At 67.0% G+C, this 26119-nt stretch carries 25 protein-coding genes, 1 tRNA gene and 1 pseudogene; 23 read left to right on the top strand and 4 right to left on the bottom strand.

Annotated elements, in window-relative coordinates:
* The first annotated feature begins 1 nt into the window (after position 1).
* The 16 genes from nifN (at position 2) to F1193_RS07740 (ending at position 13156) form a co-directional block, all read left to right on the top strand.
* Positions 2–1381: a nitrogenase iron-molybdenum cofactor biosynthesis protein NifN gene (nifN, locus tag F1193_RS07815; RefSeq protein ID WP_425457220.1), complete on the top strand. Its 1380-nt coding sequence runs from the start codon at positions 2–4 to the stop codon at positions 1379–1381.
* Entirely contained in the window at positions 1350–1847 is a 498-nt protein-coding gene (gene nifX / locus F1193_RS07810) for a nitrogen fixation protein NifX (protein WP_150097117.1), read from the top strand. The genes nifN and nifX overlap by 32 nt, the downstream gene beginning before the upstream one ends.
* A gap of 167 nt (positions 1848–2014) precedes the next feature.
* On the top strand, positions 2015–2494 hold the full coding sequence (locus tag F1193_RS07805; RefSeq protein WP_150097116.1) for a NifX-associated nitrogen fixation protein: 480 nt from the start codon (positions 2015–2017) through the stop codon (positions 2492–2494).
* 27 nt (positions 2495–2521) lie between these two features.
* Complete coding sequence (gene fdxB, locus F1193_RS07800) at positions 2522–2833, top strand: ferredoxin III, nif-specific (RefSeq protein ID WP_150097115.1); 312 nt, start codon at positions 2522–2524, stop codon at positions 2831–2833.
* A 5-nt stretch (positions 2834–2838) separates the two neighbouring features.
* On the top strand, positions 2839–3543 hold the full coding sequence (locus F1193_RS07795; RefSeq protein WP_150097114.1) for a nitrogen fixation protein NifQ: 705 nt from the start codon (positions 2839–2841) through the stop codon (positions 3541–3543).
* 639 nt (positions 3544–4182) lie between these two features.
* Positions 4183–4503 carry a HesB/IscA family protein gene (locus F1193_RS07790; protein WP_150097113.1) on the top strand — a complete coding sequence of 107 codons (321 nt, stop codon included), beginning with the start codon at positions 4183–4185 and terminating at the stop codon, positions 4501–4503.
* Positions 4504–4514: 11 nt separating this feature from the next.
* Positions 4515–4853, top strand: coding sequence for a NifU family protein (locus F1193_RS07785; protein ID WP_150097112.1), 339 nt, complete (start codon positions 4515–4517; stop codon positions 4851–4853).
* 17 nt (positions 4854–4870) lie between these two features.
* Positions 4871–6073 (top strand): aminotransferase class V-fold PLP-dependent enzyme, encoded by a 1203-nt coding sequence (locus F1193_RS07780; protein ID WP_150097111.1) that lies wholly within the window; start codon positions 4871–4873, stop codon positions 6071–6073.
* The gene (nifV, locus tag F1193_RS07775) at positions 6066–7223 is read left to right on the top strand and encodes a homocitrate synthase (protein WP_150097110.1); all 1158 of its coding nucleotides are present in this window, start codon (positions 6066–6068) and stop codon (positions 7221–7223) included. The genes F1193_RS07780 and nifV overlap by 8 nt, the downstream gene beginning before the upstream one ends.
* Positions 7224–7237: 14 nt before the next feature.
* The gene (gene nifW, locus F1193_RS07770; RefSeq protein WP_150097109.1) at positions 7238–7588 is read left to right on the top strand and encodes a nitrogenase stabilizing/protective protein NifW; all 351 of its coding nucleotides are present in this window, start codon (positions 7238–7240) and stop codon (positions 7586–7588) included.
* A gap of 101 nt (positions 7589–7689) precedes the next feature.
* Positions 7690–7884 carry a hypothetical protein gene (locus F1193_RS07765; RefSeq protein ID WP_150097108.1) on the top strand — a complete coding sequence of 65 codons (195 nt, stop codon included), beginning with the start codon at positions 7690–7692 and terminating at the stop codon, positions 7882–7884.
* Positions 7885–7913: 29 nt separating this feature from the next.
* Positions 7914–8759 carry an electron transfer flavoprotein subunit beta/FixA family protein gene (locus F1193_RS07760; protein WP_150097107.1) on the top strand — a complete coding sequence of 282 codons (846 nt, stop codon included), beginning with the start codon at positions 7914–7916 and terminating at the stop codon, positions 8757–8759.
* Positions 8760–8781: 22 nt separating this feature from the next.
* The gene (locus tag F1193_RS07755; RefSeq protein WP_150097106.1) at positions 8782–9888 is read left to right on the top strand and encodes an electron transfer flavoprotein subunit alpha/FixB family protein; all 1107 of its coding nucleotides are present in this window, start codon (positions 8782–8784) and stop codon (positions 9886–9888) included.
* A gap of 11 nt (positions 9889–9899) precedes the next feature.
* Positions 9900–11207, top strand: a complete 1308-nt coding sequence (locus F1193_RS07750; RefSeq protein ID WP_150097105.1) for an FAD-dependent oxidoreductase — start codon at positions 9900–9902, stop codon at positions 11205–11207.
* Positions 11208–11538: 331 nt separating this feature from the next.
* Complete coding sequence (locus tag F1193_RS07745; RefSeq protein WP_150097104.1) at positions 11539–11844, top strand: ferredoxin family protein; 306 nt, start codon at positions 11539–11541, stop codon at positions 11842–11844.
* A 127-nt stretch (positions 11845–11971) separates the two neighbouring features.
* Complete coding sequence (locus F1193_RS07740; RefSeq protein ID WP_150097103.1) at positions 11972–13156, top strand: 4-hydroxybenzoate 3-monooxygenase; 1185 nt, start codon at positions 11972–11974, stop codon at positions 13154–13156.
* Between the two features lie 110 nt (positions 13157–13266).
* Here F1193_RS07740 and F1193_RS07735 read toward each other — a convergent pair whose 3' ends face one another.
* Complete coding sequence (locus F1193_RS07735) at positions 13267–14031, bottom strand: L,D-transpeptidase (RefSeq protein ID WP_150097102.1); 765 nt, start codon at positions 14029–14031, stop codon at positions 13267–13269.
* Positions 14032–14852: 821 nt separating this feature from the next.
* Here F1193_RS07735 and F1193_RS07730 point away from each other — a divergent pair.
* On the top strand, positions 14853–15869 hold the full coding sequence (locus F1193_RS07730) for a P63C domain-containing protein (protein WP_170263449.1): 1017 nt from the start codon (positions 14853–14855) through the stop codon (positions 15867–15869).
* Between the two features lie 260 nt (positions 15870–16129).
* Here the strand turns inward: F1193_RS07730 and F1193_RS07725 are convergent.
* Positions 16130–16204 (bottom strand) — tRNA-Asn (locus F1193_RS07725).
* A 533-nt stretch (positions 16205–16737) separates the two neighbouring features.
* On the opposite strand from F1193_RS07725, the gene F1193_RS07720 reads away from it, so the two are divergent.
* From F1193_RS07720 to F1193_RS07705, 4 genes are all read left to right on the top strand, one after another.
* A complete protein-coding gene (locus F1193_RS07720; RefSeq protein ID WP_150097100.1) occupies positions 16738–17397 on the top strand; it encodes a protein-L-isoaspartate O-methyltransferase family protein in 660 nt (219 codons plus the stop codon).
* 164 nt (positions 17398–17561) lie between these two features.
* Positions 17562–18959 (top strand): TolC family outer membrane protein, encoded by a 1398-nt coding sequence (locus F1193_RS07715; protein WP_150097099.1) that lies wholly within the window; start codon positions 17562–17564, stop codon positions 18957–18959.
* Between the two features lie 541 nt (positions 18960–19500).
* On the top strand, positions 19501–20145 hold the full coding sequence (locus F1193_RS07710; RefSeq protein WP_150097098.1) for a PopZ family protein: 645 nt from the start codon (positions 19501–19503) through the stop codon (positions 20143–20145).
* Positions 20146–20269: 124 nt separating this feature from the next.
* Positions 20270–23041 carry a valine--tRNA ligase gene (locus tag F1193_RS07705; protein ID WP_150097097.1) on the top strand — a complete coding sequence of 924 codons (2772 nt, stop codon included), beginning with the start codon at positions 20270–20272 and terminating at the stop codon, positions 23039–23041.
* 59 nt (positions 23042–23100) lie between these two features.
* Here F1193_RS07705 and F1193_RS07700 read toward each other — a convergent pair.
* A pseudogene (locus F1193_RS07700) lies at positions 23101–23666 on the bottom strand (DNA-3-methyladenine glycosylase).
* 342 nt (positions 23667–24008) lie between these two features.
* On the opposite strand from F1193_RS07700, the gene F1193_RS07695 reads away from it, so the two are divergent.
* Complete coding sequence (locus tag F1193_RS07695; protein WP_150097096.1) at positions 24009–24410, top strand: hypothetical protein; 402 nt, start codon at positions 24009–24011, stop codon at positions 24408–24410.
* Positions 24397–25245, top strand: a complete 849-nt coding sequence (locus F1193_RS07690; RefSeq protein WP_150097095.1) for a tetratricopeptide repeat protein — start codon at positions 24397–24399, stop codon at positions 25243–25245. The genes F1193_RS07695 and F1193_RS07690 overlap by 14 nt, the downstream gene beginning before the upstream one ends.
* A 40-nt stretch (positions 25246–25285) precedes the next feature.
* Here the strand turns inward: F1193_RS07690 and F1193_RS07685 are convergent, their stop codons facing one another.
* A complete protein-coding gene (locus tag F1193_RS07685) occupies positions 25286–26074 on the bottom strand; it encodes an exodeoxyribonuclease III (protein WP_150097143.1) in 789 nt (262 codons plus the stop codon).
* Positions 26075–26119: the final 45 nt, after the last annotated feature.

Genomic DNA, 26119 nt, shown 5'->3' with positions numbered 1-26119 from the left:
GCTGTCCAAGGTCACCCACACGCAGAAGGCCGCCACGGTCAATCCGCTGAAGTCGTCGCAGCCGCTCGGCGCGGCGCTGGCCTTTCTCGGCGTCGCCAACGCCATGCCGCTGTTCCACGGCACCCAGGGCTGCACCTCGTTCGCGCTGGTGCTGATCGGGCGGCACTACAAGGAAGTGATCCCGATCCAGACCACGGCGATGGACGAGGTCGCCGCCATCCTTGGCGGCGCCGACCATCTCGAAGAGGCGATCCTGAACCTGAAGAAGCGCACCAACCCGGCGCTGATCGGCGTGTGCACCACCGCGTTGGTGGAAACCCGCGGCGAGGATTTCGCCGGCGAGCTCAAGCTGATCCACGAGCGCCGCGGCAATGAGCTGGCCGGCACCGAGATCGTGCTGGCGCAGACGCCGGATTTCGCGGGCTCGATCGAGGAGGGCTGGTCGAAGGCAACCACCGCCATCATCGAGGGCGTGGTGCCGAAGGGCGAGACGCGGGTGTCGCCCGAGCGCATCAATATCCTGCCGGGCAGCCACCTGACGGTCGCCGACCTCGAGGCGATCCGCGACACGGTGGAGGCGTTCGGCCTGGAGCCGACCATCCTGCCCGACATTTCCGGCTCGCTCGACGGCAAGGTGGCCGAGCGCTGGATCCCGACCTCCAATGGTGGCGTGGCGGTGGAGGACATCCGCACCATGGGGGGCGCGGTCCACACCATCGCCATCGGTGAGCAGATGCGCCGCCCCGCCGAGGCGCTCAAGGCGCGCACCAAGGTGCCCTACACGCTGTTCGACACGCTGACCGGGCTTGCCGCCACCGACCGCTTCGTCGCGCTGCTGGCCGAGATTTCCGGCCGGCCGGTGCCGGCGCGGGTGCGCCGTGCCCGCGCCCAGCTTGAGGATGCGATGCTCGACGGCCACTTCCATTTCGGCGGCAAGCGCGTCGCCATCGCCGCCGAGCCGGATTTGCTCTATGCCATGGCGCGCTTCTTCGCCGGCCTCGGCGCCGAGGTTTCGTGCGCGGTGTCCGCCTCCGGCGCCTCGCCGATCCTGGAGGCGGTGCCGGCGGCAGACGTTGTGGTCGGCGACCTCGACGATTTCGAGACCCGCGCGGAGGGTTGCGATCTCCTCGTCACCCACAGCCATGGCCGCCAGGCCTCCGAGCGGCTCGGCATTCCGCTGATGCACATCGGCTTTCCGATCTTCGACCGGCTCGGTGCCCAGCACCGCCACACCGCGCTCTACGAAGGCACCCGCGACCTGGTGTTCGAGGTCGCCAATATCGTCCAGGCTCACCACGTCCCCCGCACGCCGGCAGAGCTCGATCCCTTCCGTGACCACGGAGACACCCATGTCGGCCGTCCGCAGACTGCGGCTCATTGACTCCTCAGACGATGCGCCCACCGAGGGCGGCGCCATCCGCGTCGCCATCGCCACGCAGGACTTGAAGACGCTGGATGCCCATTTCGGCTCGGCGCGCCACTTCGCCGTCTACGAGGTGCGCATCTCCGGCTGGACGCTGATCGAGACCATCAGTTTCGACGACGTGTCCGACCAGCAGGGCGTGCACAACAAGGAGGGCAAGGAAGGCGACGACCGCATCGCCTCCAAGGTGGAGGCGCTGGAGGGCGTGCACCTCATGTTCTGCCTCGCCATCGGCGGCCCCTCGGCGGCGCGGGTGGTGCGGGCCAAGATCCACCCGATCAAGGTGCCGGCGGCGCAGCCGATCGAGGCGGTGCTGGAGCGCACCCGCGCCATGCTGGAAGGAACGCCGCCGCCCTGGCTGCGCAAGGTGCTGGCGGACGCCGGCGCCGGCCCGGCCAAGCCGTCCTTCGTCGATGATGAATGAGCGGATGCGGATCACGGAATGACATGGTTTCCGGTTGATCAGCACGGCCTCTTCTTCCCTCTCCCCTTGCGGGAGAGGGTGACGAGCGATCGTAAGATCGCGAGGCGGGTGAGGGGTGGTTCAGCCGGAAACCGTATGATCTTTCGGATCCCAACAGAGGGAACCACATGACCAAGTCCGATCCGGTCGCTGCCCTGATGTCCGACGCCGAGGCGCTGGCGACGCCGTTCCTGCAGGTGCTGGTGCGGCTGCTGCGTGCCCAGGACTCGTTCGGCAACTGGGAGCGCAAGTCGGACGCCGAGTTGCTGGGCGATTACGTGCTGACCAAGGACCAGCGCCGCGCCATGCCGATCATCGGCGATCCCGACCCCGACATCCTGTGGCGGATCGAACAGTACTATGCCGCGATCGGGCTTAGCATCGAGCAGGAGACCGGCCACGTCGCCAGCCCGATGATGAAGATGCACCACGAGGGCTTCGGCCGCGTCATCCTCACCGCCGGCCGCCTGGTGGTGATCTCCAAGCATTTGCGCGACGTCCACCGCTTCGGCTTCGACAGCTTGGCCGCGCTGGCGGCCGCCGGCAGCGAGCAGGTGGCGGCCGGCGTCGCATTGATCCGTCGCTTCCCCGAGGTCGTCGAGGCCTGACTTCACCCACCACACTGGAAAACGCCGATGTTCACCACCCGCGACGGCACCCCCTGGGAGCCCGAATACATCACCGCCATCGACGGCAAGACCTGCATCGGCTGCGGCCGCTGCTTCAAGGTCTGCTCGCGCGACGTCATGAAACTGATGGGCGTCAATGAAGACGGCGAGCTGGTCGCCTGCGCCGAGGACGAGGATGACGACGACGAGGAGTTCCTGCGCAAGGTGATGGTGCTGCACGCCGAGGGCAACTGCATCGGCTGCGGCGCCTGCTACCGGGTCTGTCCCAAGGGCTGCCAGACCCACGCCAAGGCCAGCGCGTTGGCGGCAGCGGCGTAACGGCCATGTTCGCGCCGGTCGAGGACAGGTTCGCAACGGGGGCGGCATCGCCGGCCGCCCTCTATCGCCGCCTGACCGGCGTCGACCCGGCCGTGGCCGACATCGCGACGGACGCCGCCTTCGACCGCCACGTCCTCGCCTGCGCCATCGTCGCCGCGGCCGCGGGGCCGGGCGGGGTGGCGGCCGGGCTCGGCCTGTCGTTGGCGGCGCGCGATGCGATGCTCGCGGCGTACTTCCCCCACGCCTGCGGCGTCGTAGCGGCGCTGGCGGCCGCCGCAGCGCGGTCCGGCGACGCCGCAACGCTTGCGAACGGCGCCGCAACGGCGCCCGGCGACGAGTTCGAAATGGTGCGCGACCTGCTGCTCGCGCACCGTTCGCGCGCCGGGTCCGAGACGGACTGGCTGGCGGCCATCGTCGCCCGCCGGGCGCTGGAGCCCAACCATCTGTGGGAGGATCTGGGCCTCAGGTCACGCGTCGAGCTGACGCGGCTGCTGGAGCGGCATTTCGCGCCGCTCGCGGCAAAAAACACACGCAATATGCGGTGGAAGAGGTTTTTTTACCGCACGCTGTGCGAGGACGATGGCTTCGTGCTGTGCGCCACGCCGACCTGCACCGGCTGCGGCGATTTCGAGACCTGCTTCGGCGAGGAGACCGGCGAAAGCCGGCTGGCCCACATCCGGCGCACGGTCGAGAGTGCTATTTCATTGTAGCGTAACGATTTTTTACAGTCATTCCTGTTGTCTCGCAGGGGAATCGGGTGAAGGAATGAATGCCTAATCCGAGATGACGGCACACCCCCAGAGGGAGGGTTCCGGACTCGCGCAAGATGAACCTCGATAGCACGCACCGTTGCTAGGTAGCAAAATCGGCATCTCCCGAGGTCCGTGTCACCGCCCCACGCGAGAACGCGCATGAACGAGATCGTTCACCCGATTGCCCTGGTTGTCTCGGGCCGTGCGCGCGGCGCGGTCCGGGATCGTTCGGCAAGCGTTCGCCTCCCTTGCCAAACGGCCCCGGGCGTTGGCGGGCTCCCGCTCCCGCCCGCCCGGGGCGACGTGTCGGTTCCGCGTCATCCCGGCCAAGCGCGCAAGGCGCGCGCGAGCCGGGATCGTTTTCCGAAATGGCCTTGTTTCGCAGACGGTTCCGGGTCTCGGCTTCGCCTCGCCCGGAACGACGCGGCAACTGCCGGACAAACCCGACAACCCGGCTGCGTCGCGTTTGCGACGGAGGGCCTGTGTCGGGTTTCGCGCAATCGATCAAGCCCTGCGAAATCAGTATCTTAGGATAGGGCGAGGGGCGGCATGGAGTTTGCTTTGCTGTTTGCGAAGCAATTGGTCGAGGAGCCAGCGATGATCGTGCTCACCCCGGAAGCGGCGGACGCCGTGAAGTCGGCGATGGTCAAGACCGGCAAGGAAGGCGCCGGACTGCGCATCATGGTTGAGGCGGGCGGCTGCGCCGGCTACAAATATCTGATCGGCCTCGATCATGAGCCGCGCGAAGACGATGCGGTGGTCGAAAGCAGCGGCGTCAAGGTGTTCATCGATCCGGAATCGCAGCCGCTGATCGCCGGACTCAGGGTTGGCTTCGTCGAAAGCTTCGAGGGCTCCGGTTTCACCTTCGAAAACCCGAATGCCGGCGCGAAGTGCTCGTGCGGCAAGTCGTTCGGTTGAGGGAGGGGGACATGCTTGCTGCCGCCGAACCCCGCCGTACCACGCTCGACATCGGCCATCGCCCGGCGGCGCCGTCCGCCCCGCGCCCGGCCCCGCCGCGCTTCACCCTGAGCGAGGCGCAGATCGCCCTGGTCGCCGAGGCGATCGAGGCGATGCGCCCGCGATTCCAGTGCGATGGCGGCGACATCGAGCTCGACCGCGTCGAGGAGAACACCGTGTTCGTGCGCATGACCGGCACCTGCGTCGCCTGCCAGCTCGCGGCGGTGTCGGTCAGCGGCGTGCAGATGAAGCTGATCGAGGTGATCGGCGTGCCGGTGCGCGTCATTCCGGTCGGGATGGGCCGCAGCTGACGGGAAGGGCAGGGGCCATGAGCGAGGCAGCGCTGGGCACGGTCGCCGACCGGCCGCCCGTCTATCTCGACGCCAACGCCACGACACCGGTCGATCCCGCGGTGCTGGCGGCGATGCTGCCCTATTTCTCGTCCATCTTCGGCAATCCGTCCTCGCCGCATGCGGCGGGCCGCCAGGCCAAGGCGGCGCTCGCCGAGGCGCGCGCCCGGGTCGCCGCGCTGATCGGCGCCACCGAAAGCGAGATCGTGTTCACCTCAGGCGGCACCGAGAGCGTGAATGCCGCCATTCGCACCGCGCTTGAGGCCGATCCGAAGCGCAAGGTGCTGGTGACCACCGCCGTCGAGCACGCCGCGGTGCGTTCGCTCGCCGACCGGCTGGAGGCGCAAGGGGTTGTCGTGCGGCGCGTGCCGGTGGAGGGCACCGGCGCGCTCGACCTCGACGCCTTCGAGGCGGCGTTGGACGATGACGTCGCGGTGGTCTCGGCGATGTGGGCCAACAACGAGACTGGTACGATATTCCCGGTCGCCGAACTGGCCGAGAAGGCCAAGGCGGCGGGCGCGCTGTTCCACACCGATGCGGTGCAGGCGGCGGGCAAGCTGCGCATCGACGTGGCGGCGACCGCCATCGACCTGCTGTCGTTTTCCGGACACAAGCTGCACGGCCCCAAGGGCACCGGCGCGCTCTATGTCCGCCGCGGCCTGAAGGTTCACCCGCTGATCGCCGGCGGCCGGCAGGAGCGGGGGCGGCGGGCCGGCACCGAGAACGTGCCGGCCATCGTCGGGCTGGGCGTCGCCGCCGAGATCGCCGCGCAGTGCGATCTGTCGCGGGTTCAGGGCCTGCGCGACCGGCTGGAGGCCGAACTGATGGCCCGCATTCCCGCCGCCATGGTGCTGGGCGACCGCGCCGCGCGGCTGCCCAACACCTCCTGCATCGCCTTCGCCGGGGCCGATGCCGAGGCGGTTCTGCACCGGCTCGATCGCGCCGGCATTGCTGCCGCCTCGGGCGCGGCCTGCTCGGCGGGCTCGGTCGAGCCGTCGCACGTGCTGCGCGCCATGGCGGTGCCCGATACCTTCGCGCGCGGCGCCATCCGCCTGTCGCTGCTGCGCGACGCCGCCGACGCCGACATCAGCCGCGTGGTGGCCGTGCTGCCCGATATCGTCGCCGATCTGCGGCCGCCGTGCCGCCGCTCCCACGCTGCCCCGGAGAGACTCCATGCCTGACGCGCTGACCCATCGCCGAGTGGTTTTGGCCGACACCACGCTGCGTGACGGCGAGCAGGCGCCGGGCGTGGCCTTCACCGCCGCCGAGAAGCTGGCCATCGCCCGTGCCTTGGCGCGGGCCGGGGTGTGCGAGATCGAGGTCGGCGCCCCGGTGATGGGGCCGGACGAGATCGCCGCTATCCGCGCGGTGGTGGCCGAGAACCTGCCGCTGATGCCGATCGCCTGGTGCCGGATGACGGAGGGCGACGTGGACACCGCGCTGGCCACCGGCGTCCCCATGGTGAACGTGTCCATTCCCGCCTCCGACATCCAGCTTGCCGCCAAGCTGAAGGCCGGCCGCGCCCATGCGCTGGCCACCATCGCCCGCGTCGTGCCCTATGCCCGCCGGCGCGGCCTGGACGTCGCGGTCGGCTGCGAGGATGCCTCGCGCGCCGACCCGGCCTTCCTGCTCGAACTCGCCGCCGCGGCCAAGGCGGCCGGCGCGCGGCGCCTGCGCATCGCCGACACGCTGGGCGTGCTGGAGCCGTTCGCGACCTTCGAGCTGTTCTCGCGGCTGGCCGCCGCGACCGACCTGGAGCTTGAGATCCACGCCCATGACGATCTCGGCCTCGCCACCGCCAATTCGCTGGCGGCGGTCCGCGGCGGCGCCACCCACGCCTCCGTCACCGTGCTCGGGCTCGGCGAGCGGGCCGGCAATGCGGCGCTGGAGGAGGTGGCGATGGGCCTGTCGCAGCATTATGCCTGCGAAACCGGCATCGTCTTCGACAAGCTGGGCACGCTGGCGATGGTGGTGGCCAAGGCCGCCGGCCGCATCATACCGAAGGGCAAGGCGATCGTCGGCGAGCACATCTTCACCCACGAATCCGGCATCCATGTCGACGGCCTGATGAAGGATCGCCGGACCTACCAGGCGCTTGACCCGGCGCTGCTCGGCCGCGACCATGTGATCGTCGTCGGCAAGCACTCGGGCACCGCCGGCATCAGCGCCGCGCTGGGCGAACTCGGGCTCGATGCGAGCCCGAGCCAGACCCGCGCCATCCTGGCGCAGGTGCGCCGCCGCGCCGCCGCCACAAAGCACACCGTCAATGCCGAGGAACTCTCGGGCATCTGGCGCGACATTTGCGGCAGCGACGTCGCGGCCTGCGCATAGAATTGGAGACCATCATGAGCTGCACCCACACGCCCGATTTTCCGCCCGACGTGATGACGAAGCTCAGGACGGCGGCGGCGGCCGAAGATTTCTTCACCGTGCTAGGCGTCGAGTACGACCCCAAGGTGCTCAATGTCGCCCGCCTGCATATCCTCAAGCGCATGGGCGAATACCTCTCGGGCGAGGATGTCGAAGGCCTGCCCGATCGCGTTGCCGCCGCGCGGTGCCGCTCGATGCTGCAGCGTGCCTATGAGGAGTTCGTCACCTCCTCGCCGCTGGAGGCGCGGGTGTTCAAGGTGCTCAAGACCGCGGTGGAGCCTGCGAAGCCGCCGGCCTTCGTGCCGTTCGATTCGCTGCTGAAATAATCACCATCGACATCCGCCGTCTGTCTGTCGTGTCGCCGCCGCCGGAGGAACTCGGCTGCGGCGGCATTGCCGTTTGAGGCCTCCACGGACCGATGTCCTGCATGCTCGCGATCTGCTCGGTTGCTTCAGTCTCCATCATTTTCGCGCTCTGTCGCCTTGTGTCGGCTTCCCGACACGGTGTCGCGTTCGACGTGTCGGGCGCGGTGCGGTCAATTCGCCGCATGGCGTGCAAGCGCTTCCTGCGGCGCGCGAATCCGATAAACACGGCCGAGTTGGTACGCGAATTGCTAGTTTGAAATCGAGCACTCACCAGGAGAGCGACACGATGCACATCGTTGTCTGCATCAAGCAGGTTCCGGATTCGGCGCAGATCCGCGTCCACCCGGTCACCAACACCATCATGCGGCAGGGCGTGCCGACCATCATCAATCCGTACGACCTGTTCGCGATCGAGGAGGCCCTTCGGCTGCGCGACAAGTTCGGCGGCGAGGTCACCATCCTGACCATGGGTCCGCCGATGGCCTCGGACTCGCTGCGCAAGGCGCTGACGTTCGGCGCCGACCGCGCGGTGCTGCTGACCGACCGCTTCTTCGCCGGCTCCGATACGCTCGCCACCTCGTTCGCGCTGTCGTCGGCGATCACCAAGATCGGCGAGGTGTTCGGCGCGGCGGACATCGTGTTCACCGGCAAGCAGACCATCGACGGCGACACCGCCCAGGTCGGCCCCGGCATCGCCAAGCGGCTTGGCCTGACGCAGCTCACTTATGTCGCCAAGGTCGCCGATCTCGATCTCGCCGGCCGCTCGATCGAGGTGCACCGCCGCGCCGAAGGCGGCGTGCAGGTGCTGAAGTCGCCGCTGCCCTGCCTGATCACCATGCTGGAGGGCACCAACGAGATCCGCCGCGGCTCGATGATGGACGCGCTGCGCGCCGCTCGCGCCGAGGTCGTCACCTGGAGCGCCAAGGACGCCGGCATTCCCGACGTCACCAAATGCGGCCTGCGCGGCTCGCCGACCGTGGTCAAGCGCGTGTTCGCGCCGACCCCGCGCGCCGAAAAAGCCCAGTTCGTCGACCCCGCCGGCGAGCCGCCGGCCGACGCCCTGATCAACGCCATCTTCAAGCGCGCGCCCAAGCTCGAAGCCGAACTGGCCGAGCTGTCGCGCGGCTACTGAACGCCGAACGGGAGCACGTCACATGGCAGAAAACCCCGCCACCCCGGCCCCGGCGAACAGCCGCGCCGCCGCCAAAAAAGATCTGCCCGAGCACTTCAAGGCGTATAAGCATGTCTGGGTGTTCATCGAGCAGGAACGCGGACACGTTCATCCGGTGTCCTTCGAGCTGATGGGTGCCGGACGGCGCCTTGCCGACAAGCTCGGCGTCGAGCTTGCCGGCGTCGTGCTCGGCGCCCCCGGCGAGGCCACCGACCACGCGGTGGCCGAGACGTTCTGCTACGGCGCCGACCTCGTCTATGTGGTCTCCGACCCGGTGCTGGAGAACTACCGCAACGAGCCCTACTCAAAGGCGCTGACCGACGTCGTCAACACCTACAAGCCCGAGATCCTGCTGCTCGGCGCCACCACGCTCGGCCGCGACCTCGCCGGCTCGGTGGCGACGACGCTGCTCACCGGCCTCACCGCCGACTGCACCGAGCTTGAGGTCGACGCCGACGGCTCGCTCGCCGCGACCCGCCCGACCTTCGGCGGCTCGCTGTTGTGCACCATCTACACGCTGAACTTCCGGCCGCAGATGGCGACGGTGCGCCCGCGCGTGATGCCGATGCCCGATCGCGTCGAGAAGCCGATCGGCAAGATCGTCACCCACCCGCTCGGCATGGTCGAGGACGACATCGTCACCAAGGTGCTGTCCTACATCCCCGACCGCGACTCGGCGAAGTCCAACCTCGCCTTCGCCGACGTGGTGGTGGCCGGCGGCCTCGGCCTCGGCTCGCCCGAGAACTATCAACTCATCAAGCAGCTCGCCGGCGTGCTCGGCGCCGAATATGGCTGCTCGCGGCCGCTGGTGCAGAAGGGCTGGGTGTCCGCCGACCGCCAGATCGGCCAGACCGGCAAGACCATCCGGCCCAAGCTCTACATCGCCGCCGGCATCTCGGGCGCGATCCAGCATCGCGTCGGCGTCGAGGGCGCCGACCTGATCGTCGCGATCAACACCGACAAGAACGCGCCGATCTTCGATTTCGCCCATGTCGGTATCGTCGCCGACGCCATTCGCCTGCTGCCCCCGCTCACCGAGGCGTTCCGCAAGCGCCTGTCGCCGCACATCAGCGACAAGCTGGCGAGCTGAAGGAGAGAGCCATGATCGAAGAGAAATTCGACGCGATCGTCATCGGCGCCGGCATGGCCGGCAACGCTGCCGCGCTTACCATGGCCAAGCGCGGGCTGAAGGTGCTGCAGCTCGAACGCGGGGAATATCCCGGCTCCAAGAACGTGCAGGGCGCCATCCTGTACGCCGACATGCTGGAGAAGATCGTTCCCGACTTCCGCGAGGAGGCGCCGCTCGAACGCCACATCGTCGAGCAGCGCTTCTGGATGATGAACGATAGCTCGCATGTCGGGCTGCAGTACCGCTCCGACGACTTCAACGAGGAGAAGCCGAACCGCTACACCATCGTGCGGGCGCAGTTCGACAAGTGGTTCTCGAAGGAGGTGCAGAAGGCCGGCGCCGTGGTGCTGTGCGAGACCACCGTTATCGAGCTGGTGCAGGATCCGCAAGGCAAGGTGCTGGGCGTGCGCACCGACCGCAAGGGCGGCGAGGTCCACGCCGACGTGGTGGTGCTGGCCGAGGGCGTCAACGGCCTCCTGGGCTCGCGCGCCGGCCTGCGCGAGCGTCCCGCGCCCGAGAACGTGGCGCTGGCGGTGAAGGAAATGCACTTCCTGCCGCGCGAGACCATCGAGGCCCGCTTCAACCTCAATGGCGACGAGGGCGTGGTGATCGAGGCGGCCGGCACCATCTCCAAGGGGATGACCGGCGTCGGCTTCATCTACACCAACAAGGAAAGCATCTCGATCGGCCTCGGCTGCCTCGTCTCCGACCTCAAGAAGAGCGGCCAGACCCCCTACGGCCTGCTGGAGGCCTTCAAGCGTCATCCCTCGGTGGTGCCGCTGCTCGAAGGCTCGGAGGTGAAGGAGTATGCCGCGCACCTGATCCCGGAAGGCGGCTACAACGCCATTCCGCAGCTCTATGGCGACGGCTGGGTGGTGGTGGGCGATGCCGCCCAGCTCAACAATGCCGTCCACCGCGAGGGCTCCAACCTGGCCATGACCTCCGGACGCATCGCCGGCGAGGCGATCTTCCAGATCAAGTCGCGCAAGGATCCGTTCACCGCCGAGAACCTGAAGCTCTACAAGAAGATGCTCGATGACAGCTTCGTCATCAAGGATCTGAAGAAGTACAAGGACATGCCGGCGCTGCTGCATACGTCGTCCAAGAACTTCTTCCTCACCTATCCGGAGCTGATCGCCAAGGCGATGCAAACCTATGTGCGGGTCGACGGCGTGCCGAAGATCGACAAGGAGAAGGCGACGGTCAAGTCGTTCAAGTCCGCCCGCTCGCTTGCCGGACTGGTCGGCGACGCCTTCCGCTTCGCCCGCGCCTGGCGGTGACACTTGGCGGAGACATTTGGCGCTGACGCCGGACGCGGTTTCCGGGTGATCCCGTCGGGATCCCGCAAGCAGCCTCGCCGAAGGCCCTTGTTCGAGGGCGGGAGTTTCGGCGGTCGGAATACGGCTCGAAGGCCCGATCGGCCGGAAACCGTATGACGGAAACACAGGTGTGCGGTCTTGCGGTCCGGCCAGGACCGGCAGACCGGCGCCGCCGGACGGTCCTTGAGAGACTGAATGTCTTGGAAAGGCAGGAGGTCTCGTTGAGACGGGCAGTCGTCTTGTTGAGACGGAAAGTCATCTCGTTGAGACGTTAGGTCTTGGAGAACTGACCATGGTAGAACCCCCGAAAGTCGATGAACCGCGTGTCGAGGACAAGCTGTTCTATAACCGCTATCTTGTCGATGCCGGTCGTCCGCACGTGAAGATCCGCGCCCATGTCGAGCCGTCGCCGGAACTTCTTGCCTTGATCAAGATCTGTCCGGCGCGGTGCTATGAGCTCAACGCCAAGGGCCAGGTCGAGGTGGCGCCGGACGGCTGCATGGAATGCGGCACCTGCCGGGTGATCGCCGAACCGACCGGCGACATCGAGTGGGGTTACCCGCGCGGCGGTTACGGTGTCCTGTTCAAGTTCGGCTGACGGGACGGCCCGGCTCACCGCTTTTGCGGTGTGACATTTTGCGCTTCGCTGGTGTTTGGCCATTGCAGCGCGGCTTAGTCTGCTAAGCTCCGCGCCCAGTTCGACTTGTCGGAACTGGGGCGGTACCATGCGGACGCAAGTCGGGATCGTCGGCGCCGGGGCAGGTGGGCTGCTGCTGGCATACCTGCTGCAGCGGGAAGGCATCGAGTCGATCGTCCTCGAAACCTCGTCCCAGGCTGCGGTCGAAGGCCGGGTGCGTGCGAGCGTTCTCGAATACGGCACCGCCCGGCTGCTGGCGCAGTCGGGCGTCGGGGACCGCATGGAGCGGGAGGCGCTGGTGCAGCACGGCATCGTGCTGCGCTTCGGAGGGAGCGCCCACCGCATCAATTTTGCCGAGCTGGTGGATGGCCGCGGCGTGGTGGTGTGGGGCCAGCACGAGGTGATCAAGGATCTGATCGCCGCCCGGCGCGCCGTCGGCGGCGACATCCGCTTCGAGGTCTCCGACGTGGCGCTCTCCGACATCGAGAGCAAGCGTCCGAGCATCCGGTTCCGGCAGGGTGGCCAGAGCCACGTCGTCGAATGCGACGTCATCGCCGGCTGCGACGGGTTCCACGGCATTACGCGGCCCTCGATCCCGGCCGGCGTGCTGCAGGTGTTCGAGCGCCTGTATCCGTTTGCCTGGCTCGGCATCATGGCGGATGCGCCGCCGCCCGCCGACGAGATGGTCTATGCCCATCATCCGAGCGGCTTCGCGCTGGCCAGCATGCGCTCCCAGCGCGTCTCCAGGCTCTATTTCCAGGTCAGCCCCGGCGAGGATCTCGCCTATTGGTCGGACGCCCGCATCTGGGACGAGCTCGACCAGCGGCTGGTCGGCGAGGATGGCGGGTTTCCGCTTGCCGAGGGGCCGGTGCTGCAGCGGGGCATCACCTTGCTGCGCTCCTTCGTCGTGGAGCCGATGCGCTATGGCCGGCTGTTTCTGGTCGGCGATGCCGCCCATGTGGTGCCGCCGACCGGCGCCAAGGGCATGAATCTGGCGATCGCCGACGCCGCGGTGCTGGCGCGTGGGCTCGCCGCCTTCTTCAAGACCGGCGAGACGACCCTGATCGACCGTTATTCGGAGATCTGCCTGCGCCGGGTGTGGGCGGCGGAGCACTTCTCCTGGTGGATGACCCGGCTTCTGCACCGGGGGCCGTTCGACACGCCGTTCGACCAGCGCCGCCAACTCGCCGAGCTCGATCGCCTCGTCAGCTCGCCCGCCGCGGCGGCGGCCCTGGCCGAGGCCTATGTCGGCCGGCCGCTGGAACACGCGTGAGACGGTTTCCGGTCGATCCCTTGGGATGCCGGAAACTCTCTCGCCGAAACCGAAAATCCGGCCCATTGGGCCGGATTCCGTTTCGCGTGACGTCTACATACGCGGCAGGCCTACAGCGCCACCACCTTGGTGCCGACCTTCACCCGCCCGTAGAGGTCGATGACGTCCTCGTTGCGCATGCGGATGCAGCCCGAGGAGACGGCGTGCCCGATGGTCTCCGGTTCGTTCGAACCGTGGATACGGTACATCGACGAGCCGAGATACATGGCGCGGGCGCCAAGCGGATTGTCCGGTCCGCCCGCCATGAACACCGGCAGGTCGGGCCGGCGCTTGAGCATCTCCGCCGGCGGCCGCCAATCGGGCCATTCGCGCTTGGCGGTGATCTCCTTCACGCCATGCCACAGGAAGCCGGGCCGCCCGACGCCGACGCCATAGCGAATCGCCTTGCCGCCCGGCTGGACCAGAAACAGGAAGCGGTTTTCCGTATCGATCACCACCGTGCCAGGGCCGTAGGGGCCGGAATAGTCGACGAACTGGCGCTCGAAGCGCGGATCGAATCCGGAGGACGCACGGCTGTCATAGCCGCCCGAGCGATTCCAGCGCGGGTCGCTGACGTCGTTGCGCGAGGATTGCGCGCCCCAGGAGCGGTTGGCGGCCGGGCGCTGCATCGTGCCGGGGTCGCCGCGGCCGGTGAACAGGAACTCGATGAAGCCGCCGCCGTAGCCGGGCGCGCGCTCCTGCTGGCGCGCCGCCACCTCAATGACGTCCGGCGCGAACTCCGGCTGGTAGACCGGGGCGGTGGCGAGGACGGGGCCGGTGCCGCGCGCGACGGCGGGCTGCGCCCGCTCGGCCCGCAATTCGGGCGCGTAGATCATGAGGGGGCCAGCCCATCCAGGCTGGGCGGAACCGAATGTGCTGCCGGCCACGGCCAGCAGGCAACAAATCCAAGCTGATTTTTTCATCGACGTACTCGATACGCTTTCGCCGAACCCGGAGCATTCCTCTACGGAAGCGGGAGCCCGCTTCGCGAAGGAGAATGCGCTAACTCAATCACCTAGAGCGTCCGCCCCGTTCAATCAGATCGGCGGATGCTCCGGAGCGTCCATCTGGCTCAGTCAAGACCGGCAGAGGGGCCAAACCGGTCGTTCTCAAGCCGCACGAGCAGGGTAGCGTTGAGGCGCAACCACGTGGTTAATTGGATTATTCAAGTTTTTTAGCAAAGTCTGTTTCAAGATCGGATGTGTTTTGATGGTTTCTGCTTCGTCAACGCCATCGTGTCTTGGTTAATGCAATGTGAGGACAGCCGATGTCGCGCGTCCGGGGCGTCGATCGATTCCATACGGTTTCCGGCCGATCCCTGCGGGATGCCGGGCGGTCAGTGGGTCACGTCGCGATCCCCGACGCCGGCGTGCCGGGACCGCGGCGCCAGATCAGGGGTTTTCGAGAGCGACGGCATTTGACCGGAAATGACTGCACCGTGCCCCTTGGGCGCGGATGCCCATTTGCGCCGGGGGGTCTCGACCAGTGCGGCGCGACATCGACCGGGATGTTCTCTTTAATGCAGGACGTGAGGTGCGGCTCTGAGCCCGCGCCGCCGCTTAGCATGCGCCGGGGCTGATTGTTGTAGCGATGCATGCTTGCCGCCCTAAAGCAAGCATGCGATATACAACCGTCAAGCAAGCATGGAGCCTGCGGAATGTCGGACACCCCCCAGAAGAAAGGCGGCGATGCGCGCGCCAGAAAGCTATCTCCTGAAGAGCGGCGGGAGATCGCCAAGCGCGCAGCAGAGGCACGCTGGCAGAAGATTGGTGACCCGGAATCGCTTCCGACTGCAACGCATCAAGGTTTGTTGCATTTAGGTGATGTGGCTGTGGAGGCGTACCGTCTTCGAGACGGGCGGCGAATGATTTCGAAGGCCGCGATGGCTCGCGCTCTCAATCTCAAGTCCGAAGGAGGCAACGCCTTTCTCCGCTCGATGACCCGCAAGGGGCTTCGGACGGCGATTGATGACGATCTGTGGGTTAAGATTGAGAATCCGCAGAATTTCAAGCGCTTACCCCCCGATTCGGGTACGTCCGTAATTGTAGACGGATATGAAGGGACCGTGCTTATTGATGTCTGCATTGCAATAACCGAGGCTGCAAAATACGGGCTTCTGACGCAATCGCAGCATTTTCTGGCAATACAGTCTGAGATTATCATACGATCTGCGGCAAAGGTTGGCATAACAGCGCTTATTGATGAAGCTGTTGGGTTTACAGACCGTGCAAAAGACGAATACAGAAGGCTTTTTCAGCAGTTTATACGCGAAGAATTTGCTCAGTGGGAGAAGGAGTTTCCTGATAAGTTTCCGGATATGCTATATAGACTTTACGGAATTAGGCGATTCAATCCAGAATCGACGCGCCACCCAAGATTCTTTTCAAGATTTACTCGCAAATATATTTACGCACCACTTGCAAACAGCAGGGGTGCAATTCTTGAAATTCTTGATGAGAAGAACCCTGTCGTCTATGCAAATGGGGGTAGGCGGTTCAAACTATTTCAATTCCTCTCAGACGAGATCGGGCTTCCCGCACTGCGTGCTCATCTTTGGCAGGTCATCGGTATTGGCAGCGCGTCCACCAACATCCGGCAGTTCGAGCGCGGTTTTTACCGTGCCTTTCCTGAGGCCGTTCCCATCGGCCATCAGTTCGGGCTCGACCTTGAATAGAATGCTTGATGCTGGGCGCGAGAGCTTAAGACAGGACGGTTACCAATTCTCCAGCCTCGTTCCCGGCCCACCGGGCCACGCTGCCCGAGCCGCGGGGCTTCTACGCCCGCCGCCGCTGATCCGGCCCGGCATCGCCATGATGAAGCCGCCTCCGGGCGGCTCTCATTTCGAGTTCTGCGGATTTTTGCCCCAGATGTCGCCCTGGGTGCGCCAAGGCGCTGGGCAACGTCTCAGCTTTTGTGCTAAGCGCTTGAAAGTGTTGGCTCCCCGGGCCGGATTCGAACCAGCGACCAACCGGTTAACAGCCGGTTGCTCTACCACTGAGCTACCGGGGAACGGCACCCAAGGTGTGCGGCGCATATAGCAAGCGGTTCGGCTGTTGCCAAGAACCTGTCGGAATTCAGCCCGTCGGAATCCGGCCTGGCAGATCCGGCTTGCCGGAAACAAGCCTGCCGGCAGCGCGCGCGGGGGCCCTTCCTGCCGGAATCCGCGCCCCGCGCGATCCGCCTGTGGAAACTGTCGTTCCGCCGCCCGCGCAGACGCAACAGCCTGAGCGAGAGGGGCCTGAGCGAGAAGGGTCCGCCCAGGCGCGGGCACATTGCTGAATTCCACAACGAGACTCCGCGAGTCCTGCCGGCCCGATGCGTCAGCATCCTGGGCCGCCGGTCTTATTCGGCATGGCCAAGGCCACGCCCAGTTGCGCCAGCGGCCGGATCCTGCCTAATTCCCTAGCGCAGTCTCCGCAAAAGTGGGAACCGGTTTTGCGAAAGAGAATGCGATAAACGAGAAACTTAGAGCGCCCGCTTGATCCAATCAGATCGGCGGACGCTCTAAGACCGTTTCCGGGAAGCAGCGGGGCAGGGCTCTCATGATCGATTTCGTCACCCTCAGGCGGAACATGGTGAACGGGCAGGTGCGGACGAACGGGGTGACCGACCCCGCGCTGATCGCGGCGCTGCTGGAGATCCCGCGCGAGGCGTTCGTGCCCGAGTCGCAGCGGGCGCTCGCCTATCGCGACGACGACCTGCCGATCGGCGGCGTGGGGCCGCGCTATCTGCTTGAGCCGCTGACGCTCGCCCGCATGATCCAGGCGCTGGGCCTGCAGCCGGGCGATCGCGTGCTCGATGTCGGATGCGGCAGCGGGTACTCGGCGGCGCTGGTGGCGCGACTCGCCCAGTCGGTGGTGGCGCTTGAGGCCGATCCCGTCCTTTCCGGCGATGCCGTCCGCCTGCTCGACCGGCTGGCGATCGGCAATGCCGCGGTGGCAAGCGGCCCGCTGGCGGCCGGCTGGCCGAAGGCCGCGCCGTTCGATGCGATTCTGCTCGAGGGGGCCGTCGAACAGGTGCCGCAGGCATTGTTCGGTCAACTGAAGGACAATGGCCGGCTGATCGCAGTGGTGGGATGTGGCGGCTCGGGGCGGGCGGTGTTGTATCGTTCGCTCGGCGGGACGATCTCCTCCCAGGCCCTGTTCAATGCTGCCATCCCGGCCCTGCCGGGCTTCGAAAAGCCGAAAGGCTTTGCGTTTTAGAGCGCTGCGTCTGTGTGTCATTTTTGCTTCACTGGCCCGGGAAACGGCGTGGGCGGGCATCTGCCGGCTTATTTTTCGCTCACGCTGCGGCTATTTTTCCGCCCGTAGTGAGGAACATGTTTCCAATCGAGATTCGTTTCGGGCGAACGAAGAAGGGGTTTCACATGCCGACGGCGACGGGGATCAGGGTTGCCGTGTTCGGAGTTTTGGCGCTCGCTCTGGCGGGTGAGGTTCAGGCGCAGACGCTCGAGAGCGCCCTGGCGCAGGCCTATCGGAGCAATCCGGAACTCAATTCCCAACGCGCAGCCCTGCGCGCGGTGGACGAGAACGTGCCGCAGGCGCTGTCCGGCTATCGTCCGCGCATCAACGCCACCGCCGATATCGGGAATCAGTCCCTGACGACGAAGACCTGGACCAACACCACGCCGCCGCGGACGATCCAGACCAATCGCGACGCGATCAATCCGAGCGGCTACGGCGTGAGCCTGTCGCAGACGGTCTATGATGGCGGCAAGACGACCAACAATGTTCGTCAGGCCGAAGCGCAGGTGATCCAGGCGCGCGAGACGCTGCGCAATACCGAGCAGAACATCCTGCTTGATGGCGTCACCGCCTATATGAACGTGCTGCGCGACACCGCGATCGTGAAGCTGCGGCAGCAGTCTCTCGCGTCGTTCGAGGAGCAGTTGCGCGCCACCCGCGACCGCTTTCAGGTCGGCGAGGTGACGCGCACCGACGTGGCGCAGGCCGAGGCCCGCCTGGCCGGGTCGCAGTCGCTGCTGCTGGCCGCCAATGCCCGGCTGCAGACCTCGCGCGCCCAGTATCGGCAGGTCATCGGCAGCGAGCCCGGCAAGCTGGTTCCCGGCCGCCCGGTCGACAAGCTGCTGCCGGCCAGCCTGGATGCGGCGGTGGCCACCGGCCTGTCCCGCCATCCGGCGATCGAGGCGGCCAAGAACGGCGCCGATGCGGCGATGCTGCAGGTGAAGGTCGCCGAGGGCAGCCTGCTGCCGGTGGTGACCCTCGAAGCGAATTATCTGCGCCGGTTCGACGGGTCGTCGCAGCTTGAGGATTCGATGACGGCGCAGGTGGTCGGACGTCTGACCGTGCCGATCTATCAGGGCGGCTCCGAGTACTCGACCATCCGTCAGGCCAAGGAAACGCTCGGCCAGAAGCGTCTCGACGTCGACGTGTCGCGCGATCAGGTGCGGGCGGCGGTCGTGCAGTCCTGGGGCGAGTTGCAGGCCGCCAAGGCGCAGATCGAGGCCGAGCAGGCGCAGGTTCGCGCCAACGAGATCGCCCTGGAAGGCGTGCGGGAAGAGGCCCGGGTCGGGCAGCGGACCACGCTCGACGTGCTGAACGCCCAGACTGAACTGGTCAACTCCCAGGTCGCCCTGGTGACCGCGCAGCGCGACCGCGTGGTGGCATCCTATTCGGTGCTCAGCGGCATCGGCCGGCTGTCGGCCAAGCAGCTTGGCCTCAATGTCCAAGAATACGACGACACGGTCCATTACCGGCAGGTCCGCGATGCCTGGATCGGCGTCCGCACGCCGGACGGCAAGTGACACGCCGACGCCCGGGGCTTGCCGCCGGGAAAACGGCGCGTGCGTTCGGTTCCGCGCCTCAAGCCTGACGCGAAACCCGGCCCATTGGGCCGGGTTCTTGCTTTGCGGGCGCGGAAGATCCGATCATCGGACCGGGATTCCTGGCGATCCGGGCGCGGTTTCCGGCTTGGTCGGCCGCAAACGGCAAGACAAACGGCGAGACAGGCCGCAAGACAGAGTGGGCCGCAAGACAGCAGGACTGACGGCCGCGTTCGGATGAGCGGCAGGCGGGAGTTCGCGGCCGGCCGCCGTCCGCGGGATTTGCGCGCTCGATCGCCGGGCGGTTGACGCGGGGCTGAGCAGGTTCGCCAATATCTGCGCAAAATGTCGGCCCAGACCGCTCAAGGTCCCGGTTCATCCCGATCCATCCACAGGCTGTTGCTTGCCTTCGGGCCTTCCGATGACATACTTCGTTGCGTAAGAGCCCGAGATTGCAGCGATTCTCTCCAGGCCGCGCCAAGAGCAACCCTGTCGGGTCGATGGCGGGAAGAAGGCAGAGGCCATGACTCAAAGTGCGCGTGTGCAGGAGCCGTCGATGGAAGAAATTCTTGCTTCCATCCGCCGGATTATTGCCGACGATGAGCCCGCCAAGGCGGCGACGACTCCCGCACGGGCGGAGAGCGTTGCCCCGCCGTCGCCGCCACCGTCTGCGCCGCCCGTGGAGGACAATTCCGGGATGGGGCAGGACGACATCGACGCGCTGCTGTCTGGGTTTGACGAGAAGGTCGCCGAGCCGGCGCCCGCGCCTGTCTCCTCCCAGGTGCTGGAACTGACCGATGCCGTGCCGTTGCCGGTGCAGGCCAAGGCGAACGGCATCAGCCGCATCGAGCCGCGCGAGGACGTGATGTTCCGCGAGGTGGACGAGCCGCCGCCCGCGCCGCTGTCCGTGCCGCTACCTTCCGTTCCGGTACAGGGGGCGGTCGCGGCGGGATCGCCGATGCTGTCCCAGGCGGCGAGTGCCGCTGTCTCCGCCGCCTTCGGCTCGCTCACCCATACCATCCTGTCCAACAATGCCAGGACGCTTGAGGATCTCGTGCAGGACATGCTGCGGCCGATGCTGAAGCAGTGGCTGGACGAGAACCTGCCGACGGTGGTCGAGCGGCTCGTCCGGGCGGAGATCGAGCGGGTCTCGCGCGGGCGGGGCTGACGCCCACCCGATACCGGTCGCCGCCGGCGCTGCGCGCCGCGCCGAATGGCCGCGCTTAATGATTGACGCCGGAGCGGCGGTCGGCTTCTGTCGCGCCCGTTCCAGCGCGTACGGGTTCACGATCATGATGGAAAAGACGTTTACGCCGGCCGAAGTCGAGGCCCGAATCCACGATGCCTGGACGGCGGCCGAGGTGTTCAAGGCAGGCCGGCCGGACCGGGCAGAGGCGGCCCCCTATACCATCGTGATTCCGCCGCCCAACGTCACCGGCTCGCTGCATATGGGCCACGCCCTCAACAATACGTTGCAGGACGTGCTGTGCCGGTTCGAGCGCATGCGCGGCCGCGACGTGCTGTGGCAGCCCGGCACCGACCATGCCGGCATCGCCACCCAGATGGTGGTCGAGCGCCAGCTTCTGGAGCGCCAGGAGCCGAGCCGGCGCGACATGGGACGCGAGGCGTTCCTCAAGCGGGTGTGGGCGTGGAAGGAGCAGTCGGGCGGCACGATCGTCGGCCAGCTCAAGCGGCTCGGCGCCTCCTGCGACTGGTCGCGCGAGCGCTTCACCATGGACGAGGGCTTGTCGCGGGCCGTGCTCAAGGTGTTCGTCACGCTCTATCGCGACGGGCTGATCTACAAGGACAAGCGGCTGGTCAACTGGGATCCCAAGCTGCTCACGGCCATCTCCGATCTCGAAGTCCAGCAGGTCGAGATCAGGGGCAACCTGTGGTATTTCGACTATCCGCTGGCCGACGACCCCTCAATCAGGATCACCGTCGCCACCACCCGGCCGGAGACCATGCTGGGCGACACCGCGGTCGCCGTGCATCCGGATGACGAGCGCTACAAGGATCTGGTCGGCCGCGACGTGCTCTTGCCGCTGGCCGGGCGGCGCATTCCGATCATTGCCGACAGCTATTCCGACCCCGAGAAGGGCACGGGCGCGGTCAAGATCACGCCTGCGCACGACTTCAACGACTTCGAGGTCGGCAAGCGCCATTCCTTGCGCATGATCAATATCCTCGATGCCGAAGCGAAGATGCTGCTCGCCGGCAATGAGGAGTTCCTGGCCCATCTCGAGGGCGGCGCCGACCTCGACGAGGTGCTGGGGCTGCATGGCCTCGACCGGTTCGAGGCACGAAAGCGCATCGTCGCGATGATGGAGGCGCGCGGCCTCGTCCAGAAGATCGAGCCGCACACCCACATGGTGCCGCACGGCGACCGCTCTGGCACCGTTATCGAGCCGTGGCTGACCGACCAATGGTATGTCGACGTCAAGCCGCTGGCCGAGCGGGCGCTTGCCGCGGTGCGCGACGAGCGCACGGTGTTCGTGCCCAGGAACTGGGAGAAGGTCTATTTCGACTGGCTGGAGAACATCCAGCCCTGGTGCATCTCGCGCCAATTGTGGTGGGGCCACCAGATCCCGGCGTGGTACGGGCCGGACGGCAAGGTGTTCGTCGCCGAGACCGAGGACGAGGCGCTGGCCGACGCGCTGGCCTGGTACACCGAGCAGGAAGTGATCGAGCCCAGCGAGGGCATCGCCATCGCCGAGGATCCGGACCGCCGCGCGGCCTTCCTCACCCGCGACGAGGACGTGCTCGACACCTGGTTCTCGTCGGCGCTGTGGCCGTTCTCGACGCTCGGCTGGCCGGACGAGACGGCGATCCTCAAGCGCCACTATCCGACCGACGTGCTGGTCACCGGCTTCGACATCATCTTCTTCTGGGTCGCCCGGATGATGATGATGGGCCTTCACTTCATGGACGAGGTGCCCTTCCGCACCGTCTACATCCACGCGCTCGTCCGCGACGAGAAGGGCGCCAAGATGTCGAAGTCGAAGGGCAACGTCATCGACCCGCTCGACCTGATCGACCAGTACGGCGCCGACGCGCTTCGCTTCACCCTGTCGGCGATGGCCGCGCAAGGGCGCGACATCAAGCTCGCCACCAGCCGCGTCGAGGGCTACCGCAATTTCGCGACCAAGCTGTGGAACGCCACCCGCTTCTGCGAGGTCAATGGCTGCGCCCGCGTCGCCGGCTTCGACCCGGCGCAGACGAAAGAGATGCTGTCGCGCTGGATCATCGGCGAGGCGTCGCGCGCCGTCACCGAGACCACGGCGGCGATCGAGGCCTACCGCTTCAACGAGGCGGCCGGTGCGGTCTATCGCTTCGTGTGGAACGTGTTCTGCGACTGGCACCTGGAGTTGGCCAAGCCGGTGCTGACCGGGCCGGACGGTGAGGCCAAGGATGAGATCCGGGCGGTGACCGCCTGGACGCTCGACGTCATCCTGAAGCTCTTGCACCCGTTCATGCCGTTCGTCACCGAGGAGCTGTGGCGGCTCACCGGCGAGACCGGCCCGGCGCGCGGTACTCTGCTGGCGCTGGCGCCGTGGCCTGAGCTCGATGGGCTCGGCGACGTCGAGGCGGAGCTGGAGATCGGCTGGCTGGTCGATCTCGTCACCGAGATCCGCTCGGTGCGGGCCGAGATGAACGTGCCGCCGGGCGCCCAGATGCCGCTGGTGCTGGTGGCGCCCTCCGCCGACACCCGCGAGCGTGCCGTTTGCCACATGGATACGCTGAAGCGGTTGGCCCGCCTGTCGGACGTGAGCTTCGCCGATGCCGCGCCCAAGGGCTCGTTGCAACTCATGGTGCGCGGTGAGGCCTCGGCGCTGCCGCTCGCCGGCGTCATCGACATCGCGGCGGAGTCCGCCCGTCTCGCCAAGGAGGAGAGCCGGGTGGCCGGCGAGATCTCCCGGCTCGACGCCAAGCTGGGCAACCCGGCCTTCGTCGAGCGGGCGCCGGAAGAGGTGGTCGAGGAGCAGCGCGAGAAGCGCGACGAGTACGTGGCGCTGCTGGCCAAGGTGCGCGAGGCCCTGGCGCGGGTGAAGAGCGCGGCATAGGGCGCCGTTCCAGTTCGGTCGGATCGAGAAAGGCCGGTGCTGCGTGCGCCGGCCTTTTTTCATGTCCGGCTTTTCGGAAACGGCTTCGACAGGAACTTCGACCCCGCCAGCCCGTAGCGCCAGGGCTGCTCGGCGGCCCTGCTGATGCCGATGCGCGGGCCGGTCACGACCGGCATCCCGGCCGGGCCGGCAGCAGTTGGAAGGGCGGGGCGTCGAGCGGCGCGTGGTCGTGGGCGCGGGTCAGGCCCAGCGCCTGGCACAGCCGACCCGGCCCGGCACACAGCAGGCGCGGATCGTCGAGGCCGCGCCGCGCCCGCATCGCGTCCAGGCCCTGCGTGGGCTCGATCGCCCGGATCAGCACGGCGCTGGCGACACCCTCCGGCTCGCACACGAAGTTTAGGCACCAGTGGATGCCGTAGGAGCGGTAGACATAGGCGCGGCCCGGCGGGCCGAACATTGCCGCGTTGCGCTCGGTGCGCCCGCCATAGCCATGGCTTGCCGGGTCGGCGGGGTCGTAGGCCTCGACCTCGACGATCAGGCCGCCCGCGCCCTCGACGATGAGCGTCGCGCCGATCAGGGCAGGTGCCACGCGATGGACGCTGCGGGCGAAGAAGGCGGCGTCCAGCGTCTGCGGACCCGGTTCGCTGGCGGATTTCGGTGTGCTCACGAAGGGCAGCTCGCCTGTGGCCGGTCGGACGGGCGCGCGGGGTGGTGCGCACTGCGCCGGATGGAACGAAAACTCGGCGATTGAATTGTTCTTGCCGCGGGCAGGGAGGGAACACAGTTGTTGCTCTTTCGCAACATCTTCACCATTTCAAGAGACTCCAAGATTAGCCGGTTTTCCGGGCCGCGATCCCGCCACAAAATGAGGGCACGGCTGCGTGGCTGCAGGACGGTGGCGTTTTTCTCTCTTCCGCGCGGATGACGTGGCCACGGGAGGCGCTGGAGCGGGGGCAGGGAAGACGACATGGGCGGCGGGATGATCGACAATCGGGCGAGCGTGATGGGCGTGGCCATGCGGCCGGCGCGAGCGCATTGCCGCGGGTTTGGTCCCGTCTTTGGTCCCGTCCAGGATTTTCGCGTCACGCCGCTGGCGGGCGATCATCGGCTGCAAATGGCCTCCGCCCTCGGCGGGGTGGGCAAGGCGGCGTCGGACGCGGACGTTTTCGCAGATCCGACACACACGAATTTGAATGGCTGCGCCCGAATTCAGGGCGGTGCGCGCCGCAGAAAAATCGAGAACCGGCTCCAGGCTGAACTTGGTTCGGGGGCCCATGTGATGTTCGCGCGAACGGTCGGCTCTGGGCGCCAAGGCGCGGCCGGCCATCTTCGCGGACAGGGCGAAAAGAACTGCCATGCGGATATCTGACGGCGTGATCTCGGCCTTGTTCGCCGTCGCTCTGACGGCGCCGGTGGCGTTCGCCCTCGATCCCAGCGCCGGACTGGGCGAGCGGTCGGCGTCGGTTGCCCCTGTGCTCGCCATCGAGCCGGGCCGGACCGGGGAGCGCTCGACGATCGAGGCGTTCCGCGCCGGCACCAAGTCCTACATGGCCGGCGACAAGGGCGAGGCGCTGAAGTCGCTGCAGTACGCTGCCAACCAGGGCCACACCGGGGCGACCTGGAAGCTCGGGCGGATGTATGCCGACGGCGACGGCGTGCGCCGCGACGAGCTCAAGGCGTATGAATACTTCCGCCGCATCGCCAATCTGCACGCCGACGACGCGCCCGGCAGCCCGCAGGCGCCGTTCGTCGCCAATGCGTTCGTCGAGCTCGGCGGGTTCTTCCTGCGCGGCATCCCCAATACCGCGGTGGTGCGCGATCCCGGCCGCGCCCGCGAGATGTTCCACTATGCGGCGTCATGGTTCGGCGACGCGGACGCGCAGTATCACCTCGCCCGCCTCTATCTGGAGGGGGTTGGCACCGAGCGCGAGCCGTTGACGGCGGCCCGCTGGCTCGGGCTCGCGGCGCAGAAGGGCCAGTATCAGGCGCAGGCGCTGCTGGGCGCCCTGCTGTTCAAGGGCGAGGGCGTGCCGCGCCAGGCGGCGCGCGGTCTGATGTGGCTCACGCTGGCCCGCGAGGCGGCGGCCACCGCGGACGACGGCTGGATCGTCGATACCTACGACAACGCCTTCAAGGTCGCCACCGAGGACGAGCGGGCGGTGGCCCTCAGCTATCTCCAGCAGTGGCTGAAGATCTATCGCTGAGTCCGTGCGCTGAGTCCCTGGCGATTCAGTTTTCGGCGAGTCAACCTTCCAAACGCAGGTCGGCCCACACCGGCACGTGGTCCGAGGGCTTGTCGAGCGCGCGGACCTGCTTGTCGATGCCGCAGGCCTGAAGGCGGTCGGCGGCTTCGGGCGACAGCATCAAATGGTCGATGCGGATGCCGTTGTTCTTCTGCCACGCGCCGGCCTGATAGTCCCAGAAGGTGTAGAGTTCCGGCTCGTCGGACGCGGCGCGGATGGCGTCGGTGAAGCCGAGCCCGGCCAGTCCCTGGAAGCGGGTGCGCGTCTGCGGCAGATAGAGGGCGTCGCCGACCCACTGGGCCGGATCGCGAGCGTCCGCCGCAGTCGGAATCACATTGTAGTCGCCGGCCAGTATGAACGGTTCTTCGAGTTCCAGACGCGCGCGGGCATGGGCGATCAGCCGGTCGAACCAGGCCAGCTTGTAGCGGTATTTGTCGGTGTCGGGCGGGTTGCCGTTGGGCAGGTAGAGCGAGGCGAAGCGCACCGCGCCGCCGCCGGCCGACACCACCACCTCCAGGAAGCGGGCCTGCTCGTCCGCGTCGTCGCCGGGCAGCCGGATGACGGTCTCGTCGAACGGCAGCTTCGAGAGAATCGCCACGCCGTTGTACGTCTTCTGGCCGTGGACGGCGACATTGTAGCCGGCGTCCTCGAAGGCCGCGCGCGGGAAGGCGTCGTCGACGCACTTGATCTCCTGCAGCGCCACGATGTCCGGCCGGCAGTCGGCCAGCCAGCCCAGCACGATGTCGACCCGCTGCTTGATGGAGTTGACGTTCCAGGTGGCGACGCGCACCGGCAGGGCCTTTCCGTTGTTGGGCGTTTCGGTCGTCCCGGCCAG

This window comes from Blastochloris sulfoviridis, from assembly GCF_008630065.1.
Taxonomy (GTDB): Bacteria; Pseudomonadota; Alphaproteobacteria; order Rhizobiales; family Xanthobacteraceae; genus Blastochloris; species Blastochloris sulfoviridis.
The sequence above is the reverse complement of the archived record's forward strand: the minus strand, read 5'-3'. Positions and strand labels throughout refer to the sequence as shown.

Bases quoted from the DNA above. Each gene is read 5' to 3' on its own strand.
- nifX (WP_150097117.1), top strand. From the start codon at position 1,350: ATGTCGGCCGTCCGCAGACTGCGGCTCATTGACTCCTCAGACGATGCG.
- F1193_RS07805 (WP_150097116.1), top strand. From the start codon at position 2,015: ATGACCAAGTCCGATCCGGTCGCTGCCCTGATGTCCGACGCCGAGGCG.
- fdxB (WP_150097115.1), top strand. From the start codon at position 2,522: ATGTTCACCACCCGCGACGGCACCCCCTGGGAGCCCGAATACATCACC.
- F1193_RS07795 (WP_150097114.1), top strand. From the start codon at position 2,839: ATGTTCGCGCCGGTCGAGGACAGGTTCGCAACGGGGGCGGCATCGCCG.
- F1193_RS07790 (WP_150097113.1), top strand. From the start codon at position 4,183: ATGATCGTGCTCACCCCGGAAGCGGCGGACGCCGTGAAGTCGGCGATG.
- F1193_RS07785 (WP_150097112.1), top strand. From the start codon at position 4,515: ATGCTTGCTGCCGCCGAACCCCGCCGTACCACGCTCGACATCGGCCAT.
- F1193_RS07780 (WP_150097111.1), top strand. From the start codon at position 4,871: ATGAGCGAGGCAGCGCTGGGCACGGTCGCCGACCGGCCGCCCGTCTAT.
- nifV (WP_150097110.1), top strand. From the start codon at position 6,066: ATGCCTGACGCGCTGACCCATCGCCGAGTGGTTTTGGCCGACACCACG.
- nifW (WP_150097109.1), top strand. From the start codon at position 7,238: ATGAGCTGCACCCACACGCCCGATTTTCCGCCCGACGTGATGACGAAG.
- F1193_RS07765 (WP_150097108.1), top strand. From the start codon at position 7,690: ATGCTCGCGATCTGCTCGGTTGCTTCAGTCTCCATCATTTTCGCGCTC.
- F1193_RS07760 (WP_150097107.1), top strand. From the start codon at position 7,914: ATGCACATCGTTGTCTGCATCAAGCAGGTTCCGGATTCGGCGCAGATC.
- F1193_RS07755 (WP_150097106.1), top strand. From the start codon at position 8,782: ATGGCAGAAAACCCCGCCACCCCGGCCCCGGCGAACAGCCGCGCCGCC.
- F1193_RS07750 (WP_150097105.1), top strand. From the start codon at position 9,900: ATGATCGAAGAGAAATTCGACGCGATCGTCATCGGCGCCGGCATGGCC.
- F1193_RS07745 (WP_150097104.1), top strand. From the start codon at position 11,539: ATGGTAGAACCCCCGAAAGTCGATGAACCGCGTGTCGAGGACAAGCTG.
- F1193_RS07740 (WP_150097103.1), top strand. From the start codon at position 11,972: ATGCGGACGCAAGTCGGGATCGTCGGCGCCGGGGCAGGTGGGCTGCTG.
- F1193_RS07735 (WP_150097102.1), bottom strand. From the start codon at position 14,031: ATGATCTACGCGCCCGAATTGCGGGCCGAGCGGGCGCAGCCCGCCGTC.
- F1193_RS07730 (WP_170263449.1), top strand. From the start codon at position 14,853: ATGTCGGACACCCCCCAGAAGAAAGGCGGCGATGCGCGCGCCAGAAAG.
- F1193_RS07720 (WP_150097100.1), top strand. From the start codon at position 16,738: ATGATCGATTTCGTCACCCTCAGGCGGAACATGGTGAACGGGCAGGTG.
- F1193_RS07715 (WP_150097099.1), top strand. From the start codon at position 17,562: ATGCCGACGGCGACGGGGATCAGGGTTGCCGTGTTCGGAGTTTTGGCG.
- F1193_RS07710 (WP_150097098.1), top strand. From the start codon at position 19,501: ATGACTCAAAGTGCGCGTGTGCAGGAGCCGTCGATGGAAGAAATTCTT.
- F1193_RS07705 (WP_150097097.1), top strand. From the start codon at position 20,270: ATGATGGAAAAGACGTTTACGCCGGCCGAAGTCGAGGCCCGAATCCAC.
- F1193_RS07695 (WP_150097096.1), top strand. From the start codon at position 24,009: ATGGGCGGCGGGATGATCGACAATCGGGCGAGCGTGATGGGCGTGGCC.
- F1193_RS07690 (WP_150097095.1), top strand. From the start codon at position 24,397: ATGCGGATATCTGACGGCGTGATCTCGGCCTTGTTCGCCGTCGCTCTG.